The sequence below is a fragment of the Planctomycetota bacterium genome, assembly GCA_018242585.1.
Classification (GTDB): Bacteria; Planctomycetota; Planctomycetia; order Pirellulales; family PNKZ01; genus JAFEBQ01.
In genome coordinates this window covers 132,627-154,836 of record JAFEBQ010000010.1, presented here as the reverse complement: position 1 = coordinate 154,836, position 22,210 = coordinate 132,627, and the positions used below count along the sequence as shown (strand labels likewise).

Genomic DNA, 22,210 nt, shown 5'->3' with positions numbered 1-22,210 from the left:
CTAATGGAGATGCCGGGAGGGCGGGATGCTTCCGGGGCATTTCGCTTCAGGATAGAGGTCATGGTGAATCGACGGATCGAATTACCATGACCTTTTTTTGCGCGCCGAGGGCGGGGCGGAACGCCCCTGCGACCCTGGCCAAACGCGGCCCTTTCTAGCTGGCCGTGGCGTATCCTTGAGCATGGATTTCCTGCTCATTCTCGGCCTGTTGATCGCACTGGTCTGGGGCGGCGTCTTGCTGCTGAGGCTGGGGCTGGTGGCGGGCTGCGCATCGCTGCTGCTGACGGGTAGTTGCTTTGGCTTCGCCTTTTTCAACTTGCCCGGCGGGCCCATTCCGATCACGGTCGATCGATTGCTGTGGGGAATGTTGATTGGCCAGTACGTGATCTATCGCCGCTGGGGGCTGGCCGCTCCCAAGCCTTTGGCCAAGGCCGACTATCTGCTGTTGGCCTACGCGGGCTTGCTGCTGATCAGCACCTTTACGCACGATTGGACCATCACGCGCAATCTGCCGGCGTCGCGGCTGTTGTTCTTTTACCTGATGCCGATGGGGCTCTATGTCGTGGCCCGGGGCATGCGCGTCGAGCAGCGCGAAGTCCTCGGCCTGTGGTGGTTCCTCGGATTCTTCACGGTCTATCTCGGGCTGACGGCGTTGGCCGAGACGCGCGGCCTGCATGAAGTCGTCTTTCCCAAGTACATCGTCTCGACCGAGCACGCCGAGTTCTTCGGGCGCGGCCGCGGGCCGTTCCTGAACCCGGTGGGGGTCGGCATCTTCGCGCCGATTTGCAGCTTTGCCGCGCTGATGTGCTGGCCTTACTGTGGCCGCGCGGGACGTGTGGGGCTGGTGGTGATTGCCCTGGCCGGGCTGGTGGGAACCTATGCCACGCTGACACGCAGTTGCTGGATGGGGGCCGCGCTGGGGTTGATGATTCTGGCCGCGCTCGGCCTGCCGCGTAGTTGGCGCGTGATGTTGCTGGGCTCGGGACTGCTGGCGGGCGCGTTGTTTGTGGTGATTAACTGGGAGAACCTGGTCGCCTTCAAGCGTGATAAGGACGTCAGCGCCGCCGACGTGGCCGACTCGGCCAAGCTGCGCCCCATCTTGGCGACCGTGGCGTGGAAGATGTTCCTCGACCGGCCGCTGTTGGGCTTTGGCTTTGGCCAATACGAAGAAAACAACAAGTTCTACCTGCACGACCGGTCGGTCGATCTGCCGTTGGAAAAGGCCCGGGTCTACGTGCAGCACAACTCGTTCCTGGCCATCTTGACCGACACCGGGGTGATTGGGCTGGGGTTGTACGTGGCCTTGCTGGTCGCGTGGGGCTATCGAGCCTGGAAGCTCTGGGACTGCGCCGCGGCGCCGCTGTGGGCGCGGGAACAGGGGCTATTGATGCTCGGCGCGCTGGGCGTTTATCTGCCCAATGCCATGTTCCACGATGTGTCAATCGTGGCGATGGTGAACATGATGATGTTCTTCATGGCTGGACTCTCGGCCGGTCTGGCGAGCCGTTTCGTACCCGTGACGGTTCACGCGCCGGCGACGTTGGCGACGCCAAGGCTGGTCGCCGCTAAGTCGATTTGAACTTGCTCAAGTCGCCAAGTCAGGGTGCCACTGCTGGCTTGCCCAGCAGTGAATTCTTGGATTTCAGCTTGTACGTTCCCAGGCAATAACGCTTCGACCTGGGTGTGCGATAAACCACGAATTGAAGTGCAAGCTGGCGCTGGCCCGCGCGTTGTAGCCAACCTCAAGTTGCTTCATTCAGAGCACTGCTGGACAAGCCAGCAGTGGCACCCGGCAGCCGTTCTTAGGCGACGGCATTCGCTGTGTTTTAACCATCGTCGGGCAATAGGCGTCTCTGGCTTGGCCGCATATCATAAAGCGTGTTGTTTCATGTACCGCACCGTTGACCGTCGAGCTTGCGCGCTGTGTTAGGACCGATTGCCGAGCGAGAGATCGTGGCCGTGCCGCGGCGCGTGTCGAGTTACGCGCTGCGCTCGGCGTTTCTAGCGGCATTGCTCTTGGTGACGACGACGGCCTGGCAGATGCTCACCGGCACGCAACTGGTCCGTGGCGTCGGCGAGTTGGCCCGCTTCGGAGCGGCTGTGTTTCAGTTGCTGGTTCCCTTGCAGTGGCTGATCACGTCGGCCTATGCCACAGTGGCCTGCGTGCTGGCCGTGGCCCATGAAAAGGAACGCCGCACGCTGTCGCTGCTGCTGCTGACACGGCTCAGCAACTTGGAACTCGTGGCCGGCAAGTTATTCAGCGGGCTGTTGAACGCCCTTGTATTGTGGGCCGTCGGCGTGCCGTTTCTGGCGTTGTTGACGCTGCTCGGTGGTATCAGCTTCGGCCAGGTGGCCCGAACCGAGTTGGTTTCGCTGGCCAGTTTGCTGTTGTGCGCCGGGTTGGGGACGATGCTCGCCTTTTGGCGTGAGCGAACGCTGCAGCCGTTGGCCTTGGCCGCCGTGGCGATGCTGGGCTGGACGCTTGGCTGGTCCTGGTTGATGGGCGATTCCGCTTCATCGCTGGCGGCGTGGGGAGCGCGGGTCAGTCCCTGGCACGCGCTGTGGCACGCCATGCTGCCCGATTATGCCCAGACTTCGCTTCAACCGCTGGGGGCTTATGTCGGGTTTTGTGTGGTCGCGACGGCCGGAGTAACGCTGTGGGCGGCGTGGCGTGTGCGAGCCTGGAACACGAATCAAGAGCCGCGCGTGGCCGGGGCTGATGACGAGTCGCCGGCGGCCGCGGCAACCGGGGCGTCGAACGCTCCGGCGCGATCACGCTCGATTGGCGCGGCGCCGATTCTGTGGCGCGAGACTCGCACTTGGGCCTATGGCCGCAAGGTGGTGCTCGTGCGGCTGGCCTATCTAATTCTGTTTGGGCTCGTCTTCGCCGCGGTGCGACAGGTGCCGGCGCTGGGGGGCGAGGCGATCGTCGTGCAGTTGACGTTGGCCCTCGCGCCGCTGGCGGTGATCAGCTTGCTTTGGATCAACGCGCAAGCAGTGATGAGCATGACCAGCGAGCGCGATGGCGAAACGATTGACCTGCTGTTGGTCACCGACTTGACCGGGCGCGAACTGATCGTCGGCAAGCTCTTGGGTACGGCGTACAACGCCAAGGAGATGATCACGCTGCCGACGCTGCTGGTCGGCTATCTGGCGTGGCAGGGGCAGTTGCGCTGGGAGACGGCCGCGTGCATCTGGCTGGGGTGGCTGGTGCTGTGCGTGTTTGCCGCGGTCCTGGGGGTACACGTGGCGTCGCATCACGCCCGCAGTCGTACGGCCATTGCCGTCAGCCTGGGCACCTTGTTCTTCTTGGCCCTCGGCGTGGCCGCGACGATGAGGATCATGGTCGCCTTTGCCGGCTCGTTCAGTTTCCAGTTACAGCCGTTCCTGGCCGCGATGGTCGGCGGCGGCATTGGCATCTATTGGGCGATCAGCGGCCGGTTGCAGTCGCCGGCGCTGCTGGCCGCGTCGTTCTTTTGTCCCTTGGCCACGTTTTACGCGCTGGCCAGTTTTCTGATGGGGCACACGCTGGCTGTTTTGTGCAGCGTGGTGTTGGCCTATGGCTTTGCCGCGACGGCCATGCTCTTGCCGGCGCTGGAAGAGTTTCAACTGGCGCGTGGCCAGTCGCCCGAAGGATCGTCGCAGTAGGCGACGCTCTTAGAGCGGGTCTCGCCACGTTCTCGCGTCTGGGGTGGCACCGATGGCTTGGCCATCGGTGTTGCGCAGCAACAAGAAACTCGATGGGCACGCGCAACCCAAATGGAAACTCGCCACCCGCGCAGGACGGCGCTCGAGGTTTCTTGCGGCCTTCGGCCGCCCAGGTGCAGGCACCTGGGCCACCCACGCGACTGTGTTCTGAGAACTGCTCTAGTAAGCCCGCGCGATCAGGCCCAGACGTCCAGGCTGATGACCTCGGCGTGGTGCGCGGCATCGAGGGCCAGATTGGCCAGCGGTCGCGTGTCGAACGCGCCGGCAATCGACAAGGGGAGTTGCGTGCCGACGATGCCGCCGGCCAGGTAACGGTCGATCAGCATTCCTTGGCCCAACGGCCGCAGCGATTTATCGGTCACCGCATGGCCGACGCGACAGTTGTGAGCGCGCCAGCCCAGGCAGGGCTGATAGCGCGCCGTCACGTGATAGCCACAGCGCAACCGCGACGTGGGCGTGCGGGCAATCTTTTGCAGCGCCAAAAACAACAATGGCGCCGCCGACGCTGCCGGATAGATGGGCGCAATCATGGGACGATCGCTCCGCAATGTTGGCCCGGCGTGCGAACGCTAGAAAAGAGGAGCGTCGCCGACCGGCCCAGCCCCGTCAGAACGACAAGGCGTATCTTAATCGTACTTTGGGCGAGGGCTCGATGCGCGGGAATTGCCTAGGTTTTTCTGGAGAAACGCCCTGCCTGGCGTGCGGGCTGCTCACGTTGTACTGCCCACGCCTACGTATCCCTAGAACTGGGGTGTCGGCGTAAAAAAGGTTGCCGCCGGGGGCTGGGTCCGATTTAATTGAGGCGTCCCGACGGATTTCTGATACGAACACGTGCCGCGCACGTCGTGCCCCTAACGCCCACCGCCAGTCGTCGCCCACCCACATCATCGGAGGAGAACCGAGCATGGCCACGAATCGTCGCCTTTGTCCGGACTGTGGAACGCCCCCCACGGTCAACCGCCGCCAATTCATCCAGCGCGCCGGCGTGGCCGGGGCTGCCGTGGCGTTGCCGATCCTGTCGTTGCCGAATGTGCTCAGCGCGGCCCCCAGCGCCGGCAGCTATGGCGGCAAGCCGGCCGAGTCGCTGGTCAAGGTGCTGTATGACTCGTTGAGTGACGAGCAGAAGAAGGAAGTCTGCTTCGCCTGGGACCATATCGACCCCAAGATGGGTTTGCTGCGAACCCGCGTGGCCAACAACTGGCACATCACCAAGCCGATCATCAACAGCAAGTTCTACACCGATGACCAGCGGGCGATGGTCCGCGGTATTTTCGAAAACATCATCCAGCCCGACTGGCACGCGCGGATCGATACCCAGTTGGAGGACGACGCGGGTGGCTTTGGCGAAGAACAGAACTTCGCCATCTTCGGCAAGCCCGGCGACGGCAAGTTCGAGTTCGTGATGACCGGCCGACACATGACCATGCGCTGTGACGGCAACAGTGCCGAGCACGTGGCTTTTGGCGGTCCGATCTTTTATGGCCACGCGGCCGAAGGGTTCGACGAACCGGCCGACCACAAGGGAAATGTCTTCTGGCACCAGGGTCTGGAAGCCAACAAATTGTTCTCGATGATGGACGCCAAACAGCAGCAGGCGTCGCTGGTGAAAAAGCTGCCGAACGAAGCGCGGGTCGACTTCCGCGGCACCTCGGGAGGCATTCCGGGCATTCCGGTCACCGAATTCTCGAGCGATCAAAAGACCGAGCTGCAGCGCGTGCTACAGGTGTTGATCGAGCCCTACCGGCAAAGCGACCGGGACAAGGTGGCGAAATGCCTGAAAGCACAAGGCGGGCTCGACAAGTGCTCGCTGGCCTTCTACAGCGACGGCGACATCGGCAACGACAAGGTGTGGGACTGCTGGCGGTTGGAAGGCCCGTCGTTTGTCTGGTACTTCCGCGGCACGCCCCACGTTCATGTGTGGGTCCACGTCGCCGACGACCCGGCGGTGAAGTTGAATGCCTGAGGAAGTTGCTAGTTGCTGGTTGCTGGTTAAGACAAAGAGCCCAGGGGAGCGAATCCCCTGGGCTCTTTTATTTGTAGCGGCAGCTTTCCGATCACTAACAACTAGGGACCAGCAACTAGCAACTTCTTAGAACGGCACATGGCTGGGGTTCCAGGGCCAGTAGCTGCGGCGTGAAGCGATGCCCAGTCGGTACTCGATGCCGGCCGTCAGCGTCAGGTTGTTCATCTGATTGGCGCCGAAGCTGCTTTGAAACGTGTAGTGGTCCAGGAACTCGGCCCGCAGAATCCAGCGCTCATTGTGCCGGTACTTGACGCCAAAGCCAAAGGGCATCGCGCCAGCCGTGGCGTTCACGTTGGCGGCGTCCGAGCCATAGGCCACGGTGGCCAACCCAAGACCGGCCGTTGCGTATGGACGCCAGCGCGTGTCGCCCCACGGATAGTACATCAAGTTCATATCGGCCAGGAACATCTTCATATCGCTGGGCGGGTTCGTCGACACGCTGTCACGCAAGCCGGTGGAGGCGGTGCCTAGTCGGACCTCGAGCCCCCAGTAATGCTCAAAGTCCCAGCCGAAGCGGAAGCTGCCGATGTAACCAGGCTGGCCGGTGATGCGGCTTCCCATCGGGTTGCCGGGGAAGAACTCGCCCCCCATGAAGGCAAAGCTGAATTTGCGCGATTGCCAACTAGTGTGCTGCAGCGGCGTCCCCCACGGACGATAGCGCCCCTGGGGTGGCGGGCCAAACACGCCCAACTCATCGAGTCGGATGAACAACCGATGGAAAGGATTGCTCCCCTGGCCCATCGCGCCGGGCTCTTCGGTATAAACAGTCTGCGGTGGCGGCGCGAGCGAGACCTGGGGCTGCGGCGCGGGTTTGGAGATCGATTCAGTCGGCGCCGGCAGTTTCGGTTCAAGCCAGTTCGGCTCGCCGGGCGCGCCGGCCGGCGCGTCGGGGACGGAATCGTTGGCGGCCGTCGTGGTCGCATAGTCGCCCAGGCTCGAGCGCGACGACTTTTCGACCGCCGGGCGGTCGCTGGCGGCAATCGATTTGAACTTCATCCGGCTCGAAGGCTGCGACGCATCCGTAGCAGCCGTCGTCGCGATCGATTCGCGACTGGCATAAGGCACGGGCAATGGGGACCGTCGAACGCTGTCCCTGGGAGATCGAGCGTCTTGAGCGTCGGCGCGCGGCAATACCCAGGCTGCGATCAGCAGCCACGCGAGCGCGAACACGGCACGATGCCGACAGAGCATACGCGACGCCACGAAGGAACGATGTGAGAACGGACGAGAAGTGAAAAGCAGGCAGGTGGGCATTGCCGCCGGTCGCGCGTTTAATCTAGCGCGCGGCGGCGCAATACCTTGAGGGGCGGCGGATTATGCTGATTTGGCCGGGGAGCGTCAATGGAAGAAGAAGTTGCTAGTTGCTGGTTCCTAGTTGCTAGCGGTTTGTCAGTTGTCCGTGGTCCGTTGTCAGTCGCACTCTGAAATTGAATCGTTGGTAAGTGCTAGCTGCTGGCTTCTTCGACAACGAACGACTAACACACAACCAGCAACTAGGAACTAGCAACTTCTATATCCGCGTCCGCAGGCCCTTCCTATAATCCCGCCCGATTGAGGCATCGCGGTTCCATGCACGAGGCTTTTTGTGGCAATCCATCAACGACTGGTAACGACGGCTGGGTTGTTGGGGCTGGGCGTGTTGGTCTCGGTGGCGATTGTGGCGGGCTGGCTGCAACAACACATGGTTCGTCCCGCGCCGCTGGCCAGGCCAGAAGCCGTGGTGATGGCTACTGCCCGCTTGTCAGTCGACGCCGAGCAGAATGCCATGACCGTGCCGGCCACGCAATGGACCATCGAAGGGCCGACGCGCGTCAGTCTAGCCAGCGAACCCAAGCTCGAAGCTCCCAGTCCGGCCGGCTTTGGTGACGACAACGCGCCGGACGTGATCGCCCAGGCCATCCTGGCCGCCGGCATCGATCCGCTGAAGGACAGCGTCTTTGCCGCGACCAACTCGAACCCGACCAGCGGCGCCAGTTCCTCGGCGGTCCCGCCGCGCGAACTGATCGAAGCCCTGCGGCGCGAGCATCGTCTGAGCCAGGTGAACCAGGCCAGCCAGCCCACCGCGACCGTCACGTCGAATGACCAGCCGTCGCCCATCGCATCGACCAGCAACCCGGCGGCAACGAATCACGCGCCGACTACCGAGACGACCAGCAGCCAAACGGCCACGGTTTCGCCCGAGGCTTTGCGCGACGCGGGGCGGCAGTTACAGCGCACGGCCGAGGCGCTTGAGGATCAGCAGGCCTTTGAACAGGCCGAAGCGGTTCGCAAGCTGGCCGATCAATTACGGCTGGAGTCGCAACGCCAGCTGCGCATCGCTCGCGAACCGGGCGAACGCCACATCCGCTAATCAGCTACCAGCCGGCGGCTTTGCCGGGGACGCGCGGGTCGCTGACGCCGATGAACACACCCTCGGGCGTACGCTCGATCGCCTGGCTAGCGCCGGTCGGCGCGGCGCGATGAATCTTGTGGCCGCGCTTGGCCAGCGCCTCGGCAAGCGAGGCCGGATAGCCCTGCTCGACCCACACCTCGTCGGGTCGCCACTGGTGATGGAGTCGCGGCGCGGCCAGTGCCTCGGCCAGCGACATCTGCAAGTCAAGCCGATTGGTCAACGCCAGGATCACCTGCGTACTGATCTTGGGTCCGCCCGCAGCGCCGACCGTGAGGACCGGCTGACCATCGCGGAGTACGATGGTGGGACTCATCGATGACAACGGACGCTTGCCCGGCGCGACGGCATTGGCCTCGGCGCCGAATAGGCCAAAGGCGTTGGGCGTGCCAAGCTGAATCGACAAATCGTCCATCTGGTTGTTCATGATCACGCCGGTGCCGGGGATGATCACCTTCGAGCCGAACGCCGTGTTCACGGTGGCCGTCAGGGCCACCCAATTCCCCTCGGCGTCCACCACGGTCAGGTGCGTGGTGTGGCGTCCAAACAGTTCGTCGTCGAACTTCGGCGGCGTGCCGTGCTCGATGTTGGACGAGGCGCGTTGGGGATCGATCAACTGGGAGCGCGCGTCGGTATAGGCCCGATCGACCAACCGGCGCGGTACGCCCGTGAAAGCCGGATCGCCCAGCCAGTACGCGCGATCGGCGTAGGCGAGCTTCATCGCCTCGGCTAGCAGGTGAGCGTGTTCCGCCGGGTCGCGGCGATGAATCTCGCGCAGGTCAAAGCGTTCGAGCATCTGCAAGGTCTGGGCGACGACAATCCCTCCAGCGCTCGGCGGCGGAAAGCCGACGATGGTGTATTGCCGGTAGCGCGTCACCAGCGGCTCGCGCTGCTCGCAGCGGTAGTCGGCAAAATCGGCCGCCGTCATGATGCCGCCGTTAGCGCTCATCCAGTCGCCGGTCACGCGCGCGAACTCGCCGCGATAGAACCAATCGATCCCCTCGGCGGCAATCGCCCGATAAGTGCGGGCCAGGTCGGGCTGGCGCAGTTCGTCCCCAGTGGCCAGGGGTGAGCCGTCGGCCTTGAGCAGCACGGCGCGCGAAGCCGGGAACCGGGCCAATGTCTTGGCGTTGGCCTTCAGCTTGGCGGCGTACTTTTCGTCGATTGGAAAGCCACGCTCGGCGATCTCGGCCGCCGGTTGTAACAAGTCGGCCAGTTTCTTGCGGCCATAGTCGCGCACCGCCCGATAGTAAAGGTGCAACGCCCCCGGCACGCCCGAGGCCAGCGGGCCGGTCTGCGAGGCGTCGTGGTCGGCGACGCCGTTGCGTAGAAACATGTCGCGCGTGGCGGCGGCCGGCGCCTTCTCGCGCCCGTCGAGTGCCACCAGGGTGCCATCGGCTCGACGAACGAGCATCAAGCCGCCGCCGCCAATGCCCGAGTTATGACCATCGACGACCCCCAGCGTGAGTGCCGTGGCGACCGCGGCGTCGACGGCGTTGCCGCCCGAGCGGAGCACCGCCAGCCCGGCGTCGGTGGCCAACGGATGAACCGAGGCGACCATGCCGTGCGAGCCGGTCGCGGTCGATTGGGCGAGGAGGTCGATCGTCGGGCAAGCGAATATGATGGCCAACGAGAGCAGCAGACGAATCAGCATGGGGCGACTCGGCGTTGGAGCGCGACAGGTGTGAGGAACGGAAGGGCGCGTAGATCATCGCAGGCGGTGGGGCGGGATTCAAACCGGGGCTGGCCTTGGCTCGGGGGCGCGTCGCGCCGAATGTCAGCCCGAGGTGGACAGTAGCGGGTGCGAGGCCGCAATCCACGGGCATTTCTCGCGGGAAAACGCGGGTCAATTGTTTGACACTCGGTTTTGGCCCCATTAGTCTTTGGAGGGGGGGAAAGCCCTGCGCTCCTTGTCTTTCGTGCGTCGTCGCGCCGGTTCATCGTGCCAGCGACGAAGCCACCTGCGCGGGGAGTTTGGATGCCGCATTCGACCGGTCGTGGCAGCCCCTTCGTTCGAGCGCCCTTTCGCGCGAGATCGTTCCTGGGTCCGATGTATTGAGATGAGACTTGCCATGCCTCCTCGCGGTGACTTCACCGATATTTTGGTCAAAAAGAAGCTGCTCGACGCCAAGCAGATCGCCGAGGCCGAAGCGGCTTCGCGGTCGCAGGATATCCCGATAGCCGACGCGATCATTAAGCTCAGCCTGTGCGCGGCCGAGGATGTCGCTCGGGCCCTGGCCCAGGACGCCGGGATGAAGTTCATCGACCTGGGCGAGTTGGGCACCCCGGCCGAAATCATCCGGCTGATGCCCGAGTCGCTGGCCCGGGAGTACACGATTGTCTGCATTGCGGCCGACGGCGACCGGATGACCGTGGCCGTGTCCGACCCGTCGAACCTCGATATGCAGGACAAGCTGCGGTTCGTTTTGAACAAGCGGATCGATCTGGTCGTGGCGGCCAAGGACGCGCTGCAGTCGGTCATTGCCAAGTCCTACGGCGGCGACGAAGCCGGCGGCGAGGACATGTTCACCGAGTTCTCCGAGGAGGACATGGCCAAGGCTGGCAAGGGTGACGACTCGATGGACGAGTCGAGCGCCCCGATCATCCGGCTGGTCCAGCTAATGATTACCGAGGCTGTGAACATGCGGGCCTCGGACATCCACGTCGAGCCGTTCGAGGACCGGATGCGGGTCCGTTACCGGATCGACGGGGTGATGGTCGAGCGGGACGCGGTCCCCAAGCGGCTGCAGGGGCCGGTGATCTCGCGCATTAAGATTCTGGCCAAGATCGACATCGCCGAACGCCGCCGGGCCCAGGACGGCCGAATCAAGGTAACGGTCGGGGACAAGGAGTTCGATCTGCGTGTCAGCGTGCTGCCGACCAACCACGGCCAGTCGATCGTGATGCGCATTCTGGACAAGGGAAACATCAAAATCGGCTTGCGCCAGCTAGGGATGGCCGACGAGAATTTCCGCCAGTTCAGCGGTCTGGTCCGGCGTCCCAACGGGATCATCTTGGTGACCGGTCCGACGGGGTCGGGGAAGACCACGACACTGTATGCCGCCTTGAACGAGCTGAACCGGCCGGATCGGAAGATCATCACGGCCGAGGATCCGGTCGAGTACTACCTGCCGGGGATCAACCAGGTCGAGGTAAAGCACAGTATTGGGCTCGATTTTGCCCGTATCATCCGGGCGATGCTGCGTCAGGCCCCGAATATCATTCTGGTGGGCGAGATGCGAGATAGCGAGACGGCGGAGATGGGTATTCAAGCCTCTTTGACGGGACACTTGGTATTCAGTACGTTGCATACGAACGATGCGCCCGGCGCTATTACGCGCCTGGTCGACATGGGGGTGCCATCGTATTTGGTGGCCAGCACGGTCATCGCCATTCTGGCCCAGCGGTTGGTCCGGCTGAATTGTCCCAAGTGCAAGCAGCCCCATCGGCCGACTGACGCCGTGCTTGAGGCGGCCGGTATTTCGCCCGAGGTGGCCGCCAAGGCGACGTTCATGAAGGGGAAGGGCTGTGGCAACTGCAACCGGACGGGCATGCGCGGTCGGCAGGGGATCTATGAGTTGATGATGATGACCCCCCGAGTGCGGGAGTTGGCCTTCAAGAACGCCTCGTCGATCGAGTTGCGGAAGGTCGCCCTCGCGCAGGGGATGAACAGCCTGTACATGGACGGGGTCGCCAAGGCGATGCGCGGTATGACCACCTTGGAGGAAGTCTTCCGCGTGGCCAAACGGAGCGAGGACGATTAGTCGCGGGCCGAGGCCAAAGCCGGTCTGGGCCCGGTTCGGACGGTGTTTCTCGGGGGCGGAGCCAAGGTTCAGAGGGTGACAAGGTTACGTCGATGGTCCGTCAAGTTGGCAGAGTCAGCGTTCCAACGCCGTGATTTTTGTCCGACGGCAATCGCCAAGCGAATAATCGTTGCGTCGAGAGTCGGTTCCGACTCGGGTTGAAGGAAACGTCAGGTTTCGGGTTGGGTGGTTGGTTCGCGAGGGCTGAAAGGCCGTTCGTGGCGCCCCCGGCGACGTTGCGTGCGTGCGGGAGTTTCTTTTCTTGGTTCGAGATACGGCGGAGTCGAGTAGTTCATGGGAACGGTGCTGATTGACAAGTTGTTGCAGACGGTCATTAACCAGGGGGCCAGCGACTTGCACATTGCGGTGGGACAGCCGCCGGTGATTCGACTGCACGGGCGGTTGCGCCGACTCGAGACCAAGACGCTGACGCCGGAGGATAGCGTATCGCTGATGAAGAGCATCGCCCCCGAGCGGTGCCAGACCGAGTTGCAGGAAACCGGCAGTTCGGACTTTGGCTTCTCGTTCGGCGGCCAGGCGCGGTTCCGCGTTTCGATCTTCAAGCAGCGCGGCAACGTGGGGATGGTGCTGCGGCAGATTCCCAACAAGTTCATCAGCATGGAGGACTTGGGGCTGCCCACGGTGTGCAAGGAACTAATCATGCGCCCCCGCGGACTGTTCCTGGTCACTGGGCCGACGGGCTCGGGCAAGACGACCAGTCTGGCGAGCATGATCAACTTTTTGAACGAGACCGTCGACCGGCACATTATCACGATCGAGGACCCGATCGAGTTCCAGCACCAGCACAAGACCTCGACGGTCAACCAGCGCGAGATCGGCGTTGACGTGCCGACGTTCTCGGAAGCGATCCGCCGCGCGCTGCGTCAAGACCCCGACGTGATCCTAGTGGGCGAAATGCGCGACTTGGAAACGATCGAAGCGGCCATCACCGCGGCCGAAACGGGGCACATCGTCTTCGGCACGCTGCACACCAACAGCGCGCAAGGGACGGTGAACCGCATTATCGACGTGTTCCCGACCAACCAGCAGGAGCAGATTCGCACGCAGCTTTCGACGTCGATCATCGGCGTGTTGTCCCAGACGCTGTGTCCCAAGATCAACGGCGGCCGCGTCGGCGCGTATGAGATGCTGGTGGTCACGCCGGCCATCGCCAACCTGATTCGCGAGAACAAGACCTATCGTATCAACTCGGCCATTCAGACCGGGGCCAAGCTGGGCATGCAGTTGTTGGACGATCACTTGTTCCGCTTGTGGCGCGACGGGCTGGTGGCCAAGGAAGAGGTGATGGAAAAGTCGCAGATGCCCGACGATCTGGCCATGCGCATCGCCAAGGCCGAGCGCGGCGTGTTCGACGACGACGGCCCCGGCGACGATTGACGAGCGCGCATTGCTCGGGCGAGCGTCTATCGCCCGTGAAATCCTGGACGAATCGACGACAACGGAATATCGCCCGCAAAGCTAACGAAATCGCAACTGAAATCCCCCGTGGCCCCGTGACAAGTAGCCCCCCATGTCAGTGAAGCGCATCGGACAGATCCTGGTGGAAATGAAGGCCATGTCCAAGGACCAAGTCGAGACGGTCCTCGAGGCGCAGCAATCGAAGCCCGAGGTGCTGTTCGGCCAGATCGCCACGGACCTGAACATGATCACCGACGAGGTGCTCGCCCAGGCCTTGGCGCAGCAGATGGGGATGCAGGCCATCAGCCTGGCCGACCTGGTAATCGCGCCCGAGGTGTTGGCCTACATCACCGAGCCGATGGCGCAGCTCTATCGCATCGTGCCGATCGCCTTCCGTGACAACACGCTGACGATCGCCATGTGCGATCCGCAGAAGCTGTCGGTGCTGGACGAACTGCGCAACTTCCTGGGCTATGAAGTCCGGGCCGTGGTGGCGACCGAGAAGGATGTATTCAACGCGCTAAACCGTTATTACTCGTCGGCCGAAAGCGTCGAATCGATCATCGAGTCGATGGAGTCGGATGATGCGTTCAACGCGTTGAAGGGGAAGGACGGCCCGATCGATCTGACCAGCGTCGAGGCCCTGGCCGACAGCACGCCGGTTCGCAAATTGTTGAACATGGTGTTGTTGTTGGCCATCAAGGACCATGCTAGCGACTTGCACTTTGAACCGTTCGAGGACGAGTTCAAGATTCGCATCAAGGCCGACGGCGTGCTGTACGAAATGGTGCCGCCGCCGCAGCACCTGGCCGACGCCATCACCACGCGGATCAAGGTGATGTCGAATCTGGACATTGCCGAGCGCCGCGTGCCGCAGGACGGCCGCATTGAATTGAACGTCGGCGGGCACCCGGTCGACTTGCGCGTCAGCGTGCTGCCGACCATGTTCGGCGAAAGCGTGGTCATGCGAGTGCTCGACCGCTCGGTGGTCAAGCTGGACCTCGAAGCGGTGGGCATGGGGGCCGAGACCCTGCGCGGCTTTCGCGAAGTGATCAACAAGCCCAACGGCATCGTCTTGGTGACCGGCCCCACGGGCTCGGGCAAGACGACCACGCTCTATTCCGCGCTGAGCGAGCTGAACAGCATTGAAGACAAGCTGATCACGACCGAGGATCCGGTCGAGTACGACATCGACGGCATCGTCCAGGTGCCGATCGATTCGACCATTGGCGTGACGTTCGCGTCGGCCTTGCGGGCCATTTTGCGACAAGATCCGGACGTCATCCTGGTGGGCGAGATTCGCGATCCCGAGACGGCCGAAATCGCCATTCAGGCGTCGCTGACCGGGCACCTGGTGTTCAGCACGCTGCACACGAACGATGCGCCGGGTTCGGTGACGCGGCTCCGCGACATGGGGGTTCCTCCGTTTCTGATCACGGCCACGGTCGAGGCGATTCTGGCCCAGCGGCTGGTGCGGCGCATTTGCAGCAAATGCAAGGAAGAAACCCGGCCAACTAGCGATATGCTGGCCGACTTACAGATGACCCCCGCCGACATCGAGGGGAAGAAGTTCTACCGCGGTCGGGGGTGCGAGACCTGTAACAGCACCGGCTACAAGGGGCGCGTCGGGCTGTTCGAGCTGATGATCTTCAACGACGAATTGCGCGACATGATCATGCGGAACTCATCGACCGACGACCTGCGGCAAAAGGCTCGAGCCTACGGGATGGTCAGTCTGCGCGACGCGGGGATCGAGGCGATGTACCAGGGGCTGACGACGGTCGAAGAGGTGGTGCGCGAGACGATTGTCGAGGGCTAACCCGACCGGTTTTCGGTACCGAATGGTCGGAAGTTGGACTTTGACTGGCGCGCGGCGAAGAAATAAGGGCGAGTGAATAGGCGGAAATTCCCGGCGGCGGTTCTCGCGGCTGGTTCATTCATAGGTTTAGGTTCCCACCGAGCCAGCGGCCTGATTCGAGCGCGGTGGGGCAATTTAGGCAAGTATTCCGCACGTTTCGAGATTTCGTTTCGCAGAGTGCAGGAGATCCAGGCGATGCCCACCTTTCAATACGAGGCGATGGACCAAGCGGGCAAGGACATTGTCGACACCATCGACGCGGCGAACGAAGAAGAAGCGCAACAGGTCATCAAGCAGCGCGGCTTGTTCGTCACCAAGATCTCGGCCAAGAAGGCCCGCAAGCAGGGGGCCGCCGCCAAGAAGGGGGGGAAGGGGAAGAGCTTCACCATCGGCGGGGTCAGCTCCAAGCAGTTGGTGACCTTTACTCGGCAGTTGTCCATTCTGCAGGACGCCGGTCTGCCGATCTTGCGCTCGTTGAAGATTCTGGAAGGACAGCAGAAGCCCAGCAAGCTGAAGAACAGCCTGATCGACATTTGCGACGACATTGAGTCGGGCTCGACCTTGTCCGAGGCGATGTCCAAGTGCCCCAAGGCGTTCGACCGGCTGTACGTCAACATGATCAAGGCCGGCGAGGCCGGCGGCGCGCTGGAAGTGATTTTGCGGCGTCTGGCCGAGTTCCAGGAAAAGTCGCAATCGTTGAAGCGCAAGGTCAAGGGGGCAATGATCTACCCGATCGTGGTGGTGCTGGTGGCGGTCGGCATTTTGACCTTCATTATGATCAAGATCGTGCCGGCGTTCGAAAAGATCTTCGCCGAGTTCAAGGCCACGTTGCCGGCGCCGACCCAGCTACTGATCAACATCTCGAACTGGATGGTCAGCAACTGGTACTTGATCCCGGGCATTCCGATCGGCATCTGGTTGTTCGTCAAGCTGCTGCGCAAGTTCAAGCCTGGCCGCGTGGGCTGGGACTTGTTCATCTTGAAGGTGATCATCTTTGGGCAGATCGTCGAGAAGAACATCGTGGCGCGTTCGACGCGTACGCTGGGCACGCTGGTGTCCAGCGGCGTGCCGATTCTCGAGGCCCTGAACATCACCCGCGAAACGGCTGGCAACGCCGCGTTCGAGGCAATGTTCCAGAAGATTCACGACGGCATTCGCGAAGGCGATACGATCGCCAAGCCGATGCGCGTGGCGTCGAAGCCCAAGTTCAGCCTGATGGCGGGCTTTTTCTGGACTATGTTCGTGGCCGGGCCGGTCGGGACGTTGCTGTATCTGATGCGGATGAGCTGGCCAATCGTGGACGATCTGGTCATCAACATGGTCGACGTCGGCGAAGAGACCGGCGAGTTGGACACCATGCTCTACAAGGTGGCCGACAACTACGACGAAGAAGTCTCGGTGTTGACCGAAAGCCTGGTCAGCTTGCTCGAACCGCTGTTGATCGTGGTGTTGGGTGTGATGGTCGGCTTTATCGTGATCTCGCTGTTCTTGCCGCTGATCGAACTGATTAACAAGCTGTCCTAGGACAAATCCCGCGGGTCGGGCGCACAGGTGCGTCCGCCCCGCCTTTGCAAATGGTCATCTTTTCACGCCTCGCCGGTTGAGCGCGGTCGCCAAGGAGAGAATGTCATGCCACGGAGCGCGCACCCACGTCGGTCGGGCTTTACGCTGATCGAGTTGCTGGCCGTGGTGTCGATCTTGTTGCTGCTGGCCGGCATGGTCTTCGTGGCCGTGCAAAAGGGGCGGATCGCCGCCCAGCGGCGGGCCGTGTTGACGGAAATGAAGGCGATGGAGAACGCGCTGAATCGCTACAAGGAACTGCATCAATCGTATCCGCCCTGCATGGGCGATCTGACGCTGACGACGAGCGGCACGACCAACCCGAATGGTGTCCAACGCTACGGCCGCCAAAATCGATTTACTTACCATATGCGCGTTGGCTGGCAAGAAGCTCGCAACAACGGCATCTATTCCTCGTACATCTATATGCGGAATTTCATTTACACGAATTATCAGGTCCGGTTGGCCAATGGCTCGCTGATCTATTTAGACCTGAACAACATGGATCAGGCCGAGGCGCTGGTCTTCTGGCTAGGGGGCTTTCCCACGCCCGTCGGTTCGTCCACCACCGGCACTCCCCAGCCGTTGGGAAATCGCAAGCTGTTCGGCTTCTATCGCCAGATGATCAATCCATTCCAGGTGGATTTCCCGACCGCCGCGTTGCCCGATTTGCCCATGCAGACGCGCTGGTGGCCGGAGCAGCAGTACGGCTTTGAGTTCAACGAAGACCGCTTGCGCGACTCCGATCAGGACGGCTGGTACGAGTATGTGCCGCCGGTTGGCAACTACGACGACGCCAACGAAACATTGGCGCCTTACGTGTATTTCGATTGCGACCTGTACGCGATCGGGCAGTGGGGGCTTTCCGTGCCGCCGCCGTACCTGGCGTATCCCACGCCGGGAAGCGGCTGGTCAACCAGCACGCAACTGGTCAGTTCGCTGGTCGATCAATGGGGCTCGGCCGTGCCGTTTGCCACGTACGTGGACACCAACACCCCCACGTCGCCGATTCAGTGGCAGAATCCGACCTCGTTTCAAATCATTTCCGCCGGCTTGGACGGCGTGTATTGCGATCCCGCCACGGCGAACGCCACGCTGACCCAGCCGCGAATCCCGACCTATCCCAGCGGCAATGTCATCAGCACCACCAAGGGAAACAACGCCACGATGCTGGATGACAGCGAGCGCGACAACTTGACCAACTTCTCGAATAGCACGCTCGGCGACGACGCCGCGGCGGGGAGCTAGACCATGCCGCGACGCGCGAGCCTTCGTGACGAACTCCGCCCGAGCGCTCCCGGCGCGGGGCGCGCCCCGCGCGCGGGCTTTTCGCTGGCCGAGCTGTTGATCGCGATTTCGATCATGGTGCTGCTGTTCACGGTTCTGGCCCAAGGCATGTTCCTGGCCGGCGAGACGGCCAAGCGGAATCGAACCCAGCAAATCGTCGCCAAGCTGCACGAGCAAGTGATGGATCGCTGGGAGGGTTATCAGTATCGCCGTTTGCCGTTCAACCCGGCGGCCGGCGTGAATGTCGACGACCGTCTGGCGGGCAACGTCAACGCCGGCTATCGCAACGTGATCGCTCGCAACAAGCTCGGCGGCACGCGCGAGCTGATGCGGATGGAGCTGCCCGACAATTACAGCGATCTGGCCTGCACGCCCACGTTCTTGACGAACGGCGGGCAGCCCTATCTGTCGTCGCTGACTTATTCGTTCCAGTATCAGATCACGAATATGCGCGGCACGAAGCGGGCGTCGTTTCAATCGCTGATCAGCGAGCTGTCCAACATCAATCAGCAGGCCGAAATGCTTTATCTGCTGATGGCTTACGGCTCGGATGATCGAGATGTCTCGGCGATGGTGATCGCGCAGTCCGACGTCGGCGACACGGATACGGACCAGATTCCCGAGATTCTCGACGCCTGGGGCGCGCCCATCTGCTGGTTCCGCTGGCCGGGAGGCTTTGTCTCGGACTTGCAGCCGATCTTCTCGGTGTCGGCCACTGATCCGCGCTATTGGAGCAAGGGTCAGTTTCCCGATCCGCTGGTGCCAGGCAACTATTTGACCCGCGACCCCGTGAGGTATCACGACGGCTTCGATCCCCAAGTGATCGATCGCTGGGAGCCCAACGCGGCGTATGGCAATGGCTACGAGCGGGGCTATTCGCTGATACCGTTGGTGGTCTCGGCCGGGGGCGATTATGACCCTTCCGGAGCGGTGGGGGGCGCGGCCGGCTCGGGGTTCGGCATGTTCTTCAACGCCGTGCTCCGCTACACGAGCGTGCCGTTCGACATGAGCGATCGCAGTTGCCCGTACATGATGGCCAACGATCCGGCCAGCGGACAGGCCGTGTACACCGCCACGATCAACGGTGACGACGGCTACAACAATGTTCACAGTCATTTACAAGGAACCCGCCGATGAACAAGCGCTCCTTGCTCGCTCGCCTGAATGGCGCCGGTCGTCGGGCCGCCGCGCCGCGCCGAGGTGTCGCCTGGGGGGTGACGCTGGTCGAACTGCTGGTCGTGGTGGCGATTGTCTTGTCGATCAGCCTGGTGGTGCTCAAGACCTTGCCGCCGGCGCTCGAATCGCGCAACGTCCGCGAAGCGGCGCGACTCGTCAACGTGTTCTTGAACACGGGCCGGGCGCGAGCGGCCGAATCGAATCGCCCGTCGGGCGTCTGGCTGGACCGGATGCCCGGGCTGCCCGAGGCGTGCGTCAGTATGTTTTACGCGCAGGTTCCCGAGGTGTACTCCGGCGCGTTTTCCGATTCGGAGGTCGAGGCGTTTACGATTCCCTATTATGACTCCCGCAACCAGTTGCACGGCGGCAACTCGTATTTCGCCAACGTGGTTCGTCCTTGCCGCAAGAACGTGCCCGGCGCGAACCTGTCGACCTGGTACGAGCTGCAAAATGGCTGGGGCAACCCCGACCCCACGCAGCAGCAGATCGTCAAGGCGGGCGATCTGATCTGCTTTAACCTGACCAATCGCTTCTATCGCCTGGACAAGGCCAGCAACATGGACCGGAACTCGCCGCTGGGGAGCGCGGCGGACGGCTACTGGTGCATTGGCATCACCTGCAACAAGAACTATCTGAGCGACGCGGTTGGGTCGCGCGCGCTCCGCTTCGATGGCAGCGGCAACGCGATCATGAACGACTTCCTGTTCAACTCCAACCCCGGCCCCATGCTGACCCCCAATTCGGAACTTCCCGGCGCCAATCCGCTGAACACGACGGGGGGCCGCGGCCAGTCGGTGCCGTTTCAGATTTATCGCCAGCCGCAGCGCATCTCGGCCGGCGGCGTCACCTTGCCCGAGTCGACGATCATCGATCTGAACTTTTCGGGCCCGACCAGCAGCCTGAACGGAGCTTACTTCCTGCCGCCGTTCAATCCACGCTTTGTGACCAACGCCATCAGGGCGGGGACCGGCGTGAACGGTTCGCCGGCCTTGCCGCAAAACCCGTACACCGGTTACTCGCTCGATATCAATGGCATTCCGATCCCGCCAGGGACGACCGCCAATGTCAATTATGACACGACGCCGATCATCATTGTCTTTAGCCCCAACGGCAGCGTCAGTCAGGTGTATTGCCGGACGTGGGAGCCGATCACCAAAAGCTATCGCTATCTATCACAGACCCCGGCGGGGGTGCTGTATTTCCTGATTGGCAAGCGCGACAAGGTGCCCGCCACCATCCCCACCGATTCGGCCAGCATGGCGACGGCCTCGAATAGCTTGGCCCAACAGGGGAACAATTGGACCGACCCCACTAATCTATGGGTGGCGCTGAATTGCAACTCGGGCATGGTGACGACCAGCCCGATTTGGACGCCCATGAACACGAATACCACGTCGGCGGCCGCGGCGGCGACGACCTCGACGCAGGTTTCGGGATCGTACTCGGCGTACGTGGGCCCGAATTACCCGTCAGGTTACATGGACGCCATGTGCTATTCGCGGCTGTATGCGTTGCAAGGCGTCCTGTCAGGAGGTCGATGAGCATGATTTCCAATCGCACCCCGTCGGCGGTCCTCGCGCGTCACGCGATCACGCGGCGCCGACGCCGCGGCATTACGTTGTTGGAAGTGATGATCGCGGTCGGCGTGCTGGCCGTCGGCTTGTTGGGGCTGGCGTCGTTGTTGCCCCTGGGGCAGAACGACATGGCCGTCGCGCTCCGCGCCGATCGGGTTTCGTCGACCGGCCGCGCCGCCTTTCGCGACATGATCACGCGCGGCTTCGTGCGACCCGAGAACTGGCTTTATCCCCAAGGAGGCGGCGCCTTGAAGGGGACGCCGGTGGTGGCCACGAACCCGGCGTCAGCGAGCCTGGTTTATCAGTTCATGCCGCCCAATGGCGTCTCCAATCCGGCGGTGCCGCCGTTCTGCCCGCTGGTGCTCGATCCGCTGTTGATCGCCGTCAACCCCAACAACGCCGGCGTGGTGCAAACCGTGCCCTATACCGTGGGGGCCGCCCAGGTGGCCGACCGCGTGCAACTGCCGCGGATCTCGTTGCGGCAGAACAGCGTGGTTACTCCCGGGGTGCGCGCCATCGCCAACGGCTCGCCCCAGTTCACCTGCTACACCGTCGGGCTGGCCGAACGCGCCTTTCGCAGCACCGATGACTTGTCGGTGGTCCCACTGACCGACAAGACCTACCGCGCGCTCCCCCAATGGGCCCAAGTGAACAGCGTCGGCGCCGGAGTGGTCAATCCGGGCAACAACGTCGTTTCGAGCGCGACTGGGTGGCAAAGCTTCGCCTCGATGCAGACGTTCGGCGATTACTCTTGGTTGGCGGTGATCGAGCCCGACGTGGGCGTGGCGTCGGGCGCCGTCATCTACCCCCCGGTGGCGCCCTTGGTCTATGGCGGCGACGCGCTGAACACGCGTTCGTTCAAGGTCTCGGTTGTCGTTTTCTACAAGCGGCAAGTCGTCGACGTCTCGACCTTGCCGACGACCAATCCTCCGCCCGAGCGCGCGGTGAACCTGGTTTTCCCCTACGCGGGGCAAGGCAACTCGGTGCGTGGTAATTCGGTCGAGGCCTTCCTCAACATTCCCGAGACCGATCCGATCAAGGCCGAGCAGTTCCTCCGCGTCAAGCCCGAGCAGTGGATCATGGCCAAGGCCACGACGCTGAATTACGTTTCCAGCCCGACGACGAGCCCCATCTCGCAGACCGCCGTGTATTGGTATCGCGTGGTGTCGCAGACCACGACGGTCGAACAAGCGGACAACGGCGGCTATCAGCGCAGCGTGCGCCTGAGCGGGCCCGACTGGCCGTTCGACTCGAACACGGCCGTCGGGGTGTTGATGGACGGCGCGGTCGCCGTCTATGAGCGCGGTTGGTACACCGACGGCAACAGTTTTTGGTCCTTGTGAGATTGGCGGTCGAGTAAGGCAAGCGACGGGTGGGCGCCCGCGGATCGAGCGCCCGCCGCGACAATTCATC

Annotated in this window: 15 protein-coding genes; 12 read left to right on the top strand and 3 right to left on the bottom strand. The window is 62.7% G+C overall.

Going from position 1 to position 22,210, the window contains the following annotated elements; all coding sequences use genetic code 11:
- Window positions 1-181: 181 nt before the first annotated feature.
- The gene (locus JSS27_05755; protein MBS0208442.1) at window positions 182-1,579 is read left to right on the top strand and encodes an O-antigen ligase family protein; all 1,398 of its coding nucleotides are present in this window, start codon (window positions 182-184) and stop codon (window positions 1,577-1,579) included.
- A 335-nt stretch (window positions 1,580-1,914) separates the two neighbouring features.
- Entirely contained in the window at window positions 1,915-3,648 is a 1,734-nt protein-coding gene (locus JSS27_05750) for a hypothetical protein (GenBank protein ID MBS0208441.1), read from the top strand.
- Window positions 3,649-3,884: 236 nt separating this feature from the next.
- On the opposite strand, the gene JSS27_05745 is transcribed toward JSS27_05750, so the two are convergent.
- Entirely contained in the window at window positions 3,885-4,238 is a 354-nt protein-coding gene (locus tag JSS27_05745; GenBank protein MBS0208440.1) for a hypothetical protein, read from the bottom strand.
- A gap of 374 nt (window positions 4,239-4,612) precedes the next feature.
- Between JSS27_05745 and JSS27_05740 the strand changes: the two genes are divergently transcribed.
- Window positions 4,613-5,671 (top strand): DUF3500 domain-containing protein, encoded by a 1,059-nt coding sequence (locus JSS27_05740; GenBank protein ID MBS0208439.1) that lies wholly within the window; start codon window positions 4,613-4,615, stop codon window positions 5,669-5,671.
- A gap of 126 nt (window positions 5,672-5,797) precedes the next feature.
- On the opposite strand, the gene JSS27_05735 is transcribed toward JSS27_05740, so the two are convergent.
- Window positions 5,798-6,727, bottom strand: a complete 930-nt coding sequence (locus JSS27_05735) for a porin family protein (protein ID MBS0208438.1) — start codon at window positions 6,725-6,727, stop codon at window positions 5,798-5,800.
- A 589-nt stretch (window positions 6,728-7,316) separates the two neighbouring features.
- On the opposite strand from JSS27_05735, the gene JSS27_05730 reads away from it, so the two are divergent.
- The gene (locus tag JSS27_05730) at window positions 7,317-8,081 is read left to right on the top strand and encodes a hypothetical protein (GenBank protein MBS0208437.1); all 765 of its coding nucleotides are present in this window, start codon (window positions 7,317-7,319) and stop codon (window positions 8,079-8,081) included.
- Between the two features lie 4 nt (window positions 8,082-8,085).
- Here the strand turns inward: JSS27_05730 and ggt are convergent, their stop codons facing one another.
- Window positions 8,086-9,774, bottom strand: coding sequence for a gamma-glutamyltransferase (gene ggt, locus JSS27_05725; GenBank protein ID MBS0208436.1), 1,689 nt, complete (start codon window positions 9,772-9,774; stop codon window positions 8,086-8,088).
- 418 nt (window positions 9,775-10,192) lie between these two features.
- Between ggt and tadA (JSS27_05720) the strand changes: the two genes are divergently transcribed.
- From tadA (JSS27_05720) to JSS27_05685, 8 genes are all read left to right on the top strand, one after another.
- Complete coding sequence (gene tadA / locus JSS27_05720; GenBank protein ID MBS0208435.1) at window positions 10,193-11,884, top strand: Flp pilus assembly complex ATPase component TadA; 1,692 nt, start codon at window positions 10,193-10,195, stop codon at window positions 11,882-11,884.
- A 333-nt stretch (window positions 11,885-12,217) separates the two neighbouring features.
- The gene (locus tag JSS27_05715; protein ID MBS0208434.1) at window positions 12,218-13,321 is read left to right on the top strand and encodes a type IV pilus twitching motility protein PilT; all 1,104 of its coding nucleotides are present in this window, start codon (window positions 12,218-12,220) and stop codon (window positions 13,319-13,321) included.
- Window positions 13,322-13,454: 133 nt separating this feature from the next.
- Window positions 13,455-15,161 (top strand): Flp pilus assembly complex ATPase component TadA, encoded by a 1,707-nt coding sequence (gene tadA / locus JSS27_05710; GenBank protein MBS0208433.1) that lies wholly within the window; start codon window positions 13,455-13,457, stop codon window positions 15,159-15,161.
- 234 nt (window positions 15,162-15,395) lie between these two features.
- Window positions 15,396-16,724: a type II secretion system F family protein gene (locus tag JSS27_05705; GenBank protein ID MBS0208432.1), complete on the top strand. Its 1,329-nt coding sequence runs from the start codon at window positions 15,396-15,398 to the stop codon at window positions 16,722-16,724.
- A gap of 105 nt (window positions 16,725-16,829) precedes the next feature.
- Window positions 16,830-18,008, top strand: a complete 1,179-nt coding sequence (locus tag JSS27_05700) for a type II secretion system protein (GenBank protein MBS0208431.1) — start codon at window positions 16,830-16,832, stop codon at window positions 18,006-18,008.
- Between the two features lie 3 nt (window positions 18,009-18,011).
- A complete protein-coding gene (locus JSS27_05695) occupies window positions 18,012-19,184 on the top strand; it encodes a prepilin-type N-terminal cleavage/methylation domain-containing protein (protein ID MBS0208430.1) in 1,173 nt (390 codons plus the stop codon).
- The gene (locus JSS27_05690; protein ID MBS0208429.1) at window positions 19,181-20,764 is read left to right on the top strand and encodes a hypothetical protein; all 1,584 of its coding nucleotides are present in this window, start codon (window positions 19,181-19,183) and stop codon (window positions 20,762-20,764) included. The genes JSS27_05695 and JSS27_05690 overlap by 4 nt, the downstream gene beginning before the upstream one ends.
- A gap of 2 nt (window positions 20,765-20,766) precedes the next feature.
- A complete protein-coding gene (locus JSS27_05685; GenBank protein MBS0208428.1) occupies window positions 20,767-22,140 on the top strand; it encodes a prepilin-type N-terminal cleavage/methylation domain-containing protein in 1,374 nt (457 codons plus the stop codon).
- Window positions 22,141-22,210 lie beyond the last annotated feature (70 nt).

What these genes read in the sequence shown, in the direction of transcription:
- JSS27_05755 (MBS0208442.1), top strand. Translation starts at nt 182, where the DNA reads ATGGATTTCCTGCTCATTCTCGGCCTGTTGATCGCACTGGTCTGGGGC.
- JSS27_05745 (MBS0208440.1), bottom strand. Translation starts at nt 4,238, where the DNA reads ATGATTGCGCCCATCTATCCGGCAGCGTCGGCGGCGCCATTGTTGTTT.
- JSS27_05740 (MBS0208439.1), top strand. Translation starts at nt 4,613, where the DNA reads ATGGCCACGAATCGTCGCCTTTGTCCGGACTGTGGAACGCCCCCCACG.
- JSS27_05735 (MBS0208438.1), bottom strand. Translation starts at nt 6,727, where the DNA reads ATGAAGTTCAAATCGATTGCCGCCAGCGACCGCCCGGCGGTCGAAAAG.
- ggt (MBS0208436.1), bottom strand. Translation starts at nt 9,774, where the DNA reads ATGCTGATTCGTCTGCTGCTCTCGTTGGCCATCATATTCGCTTGCCCG.
- tadA (MBS0208435.1), top strand. Translation starts at nt 10,193, where the DNA reads ATGCCTCCTCGCGGTGACTTCACCGATATTTTGGTCAAAAAGAAGCTG.
- JSS27_05715 (MBS0208434.1), top strand. Translation starts at nt 12,218, where the DNA reads ATGGGAACGGTGCTGATTGACAAGTTGTTGCAGACGGTCATTAACCAG.
- tadA (MBS0208433.1), top strand. Translation starts at nt 13,455, where the DNA reads ATGTCAGTGAAGCGCATCGGACAGATCCTGGTGGAAATGAAGGCCATG.
- JSS27_05705 (MBS0208432.1), top strand. Translation starts at nt 15,396, where the DNA reads ATGCCCACCTTTCAATACGAGGCGATGGACCAAGCGGGCAAGGACATT.
- JSS27_05700 (MBS0208431.1), top strand. Translation starts at nt 16,830, where the DNA reads ATGCCACGGAGCGCGCACCCACGTCGGTCGGGCTTTACGCTGATCGAG.
- JSS27_05695 (MBS0208430.1), top strand. Translation starts at nt 18,012, where the DNA reads ATGCCGCGACGCGCGAGCCTTCGTGACGAACTCCGCCCGAGCGCTCCC.
- JSS27_05690 (MBS0208429.1), top strand. Translation starts at nt 19,181, where the DNA reads ATGAACAAGCGCTCCTTGCTCGCTCGCCTGAATGGCGCCGGTCGTCGG.
- JSS27_05685 (MBS0208428.1), top strand. Translation starts at nt 20,767, where the DNA reads ATGATTTCCAATCGCACCCCGTCGGCGGTCCTCGCGCGTCACGCGATC.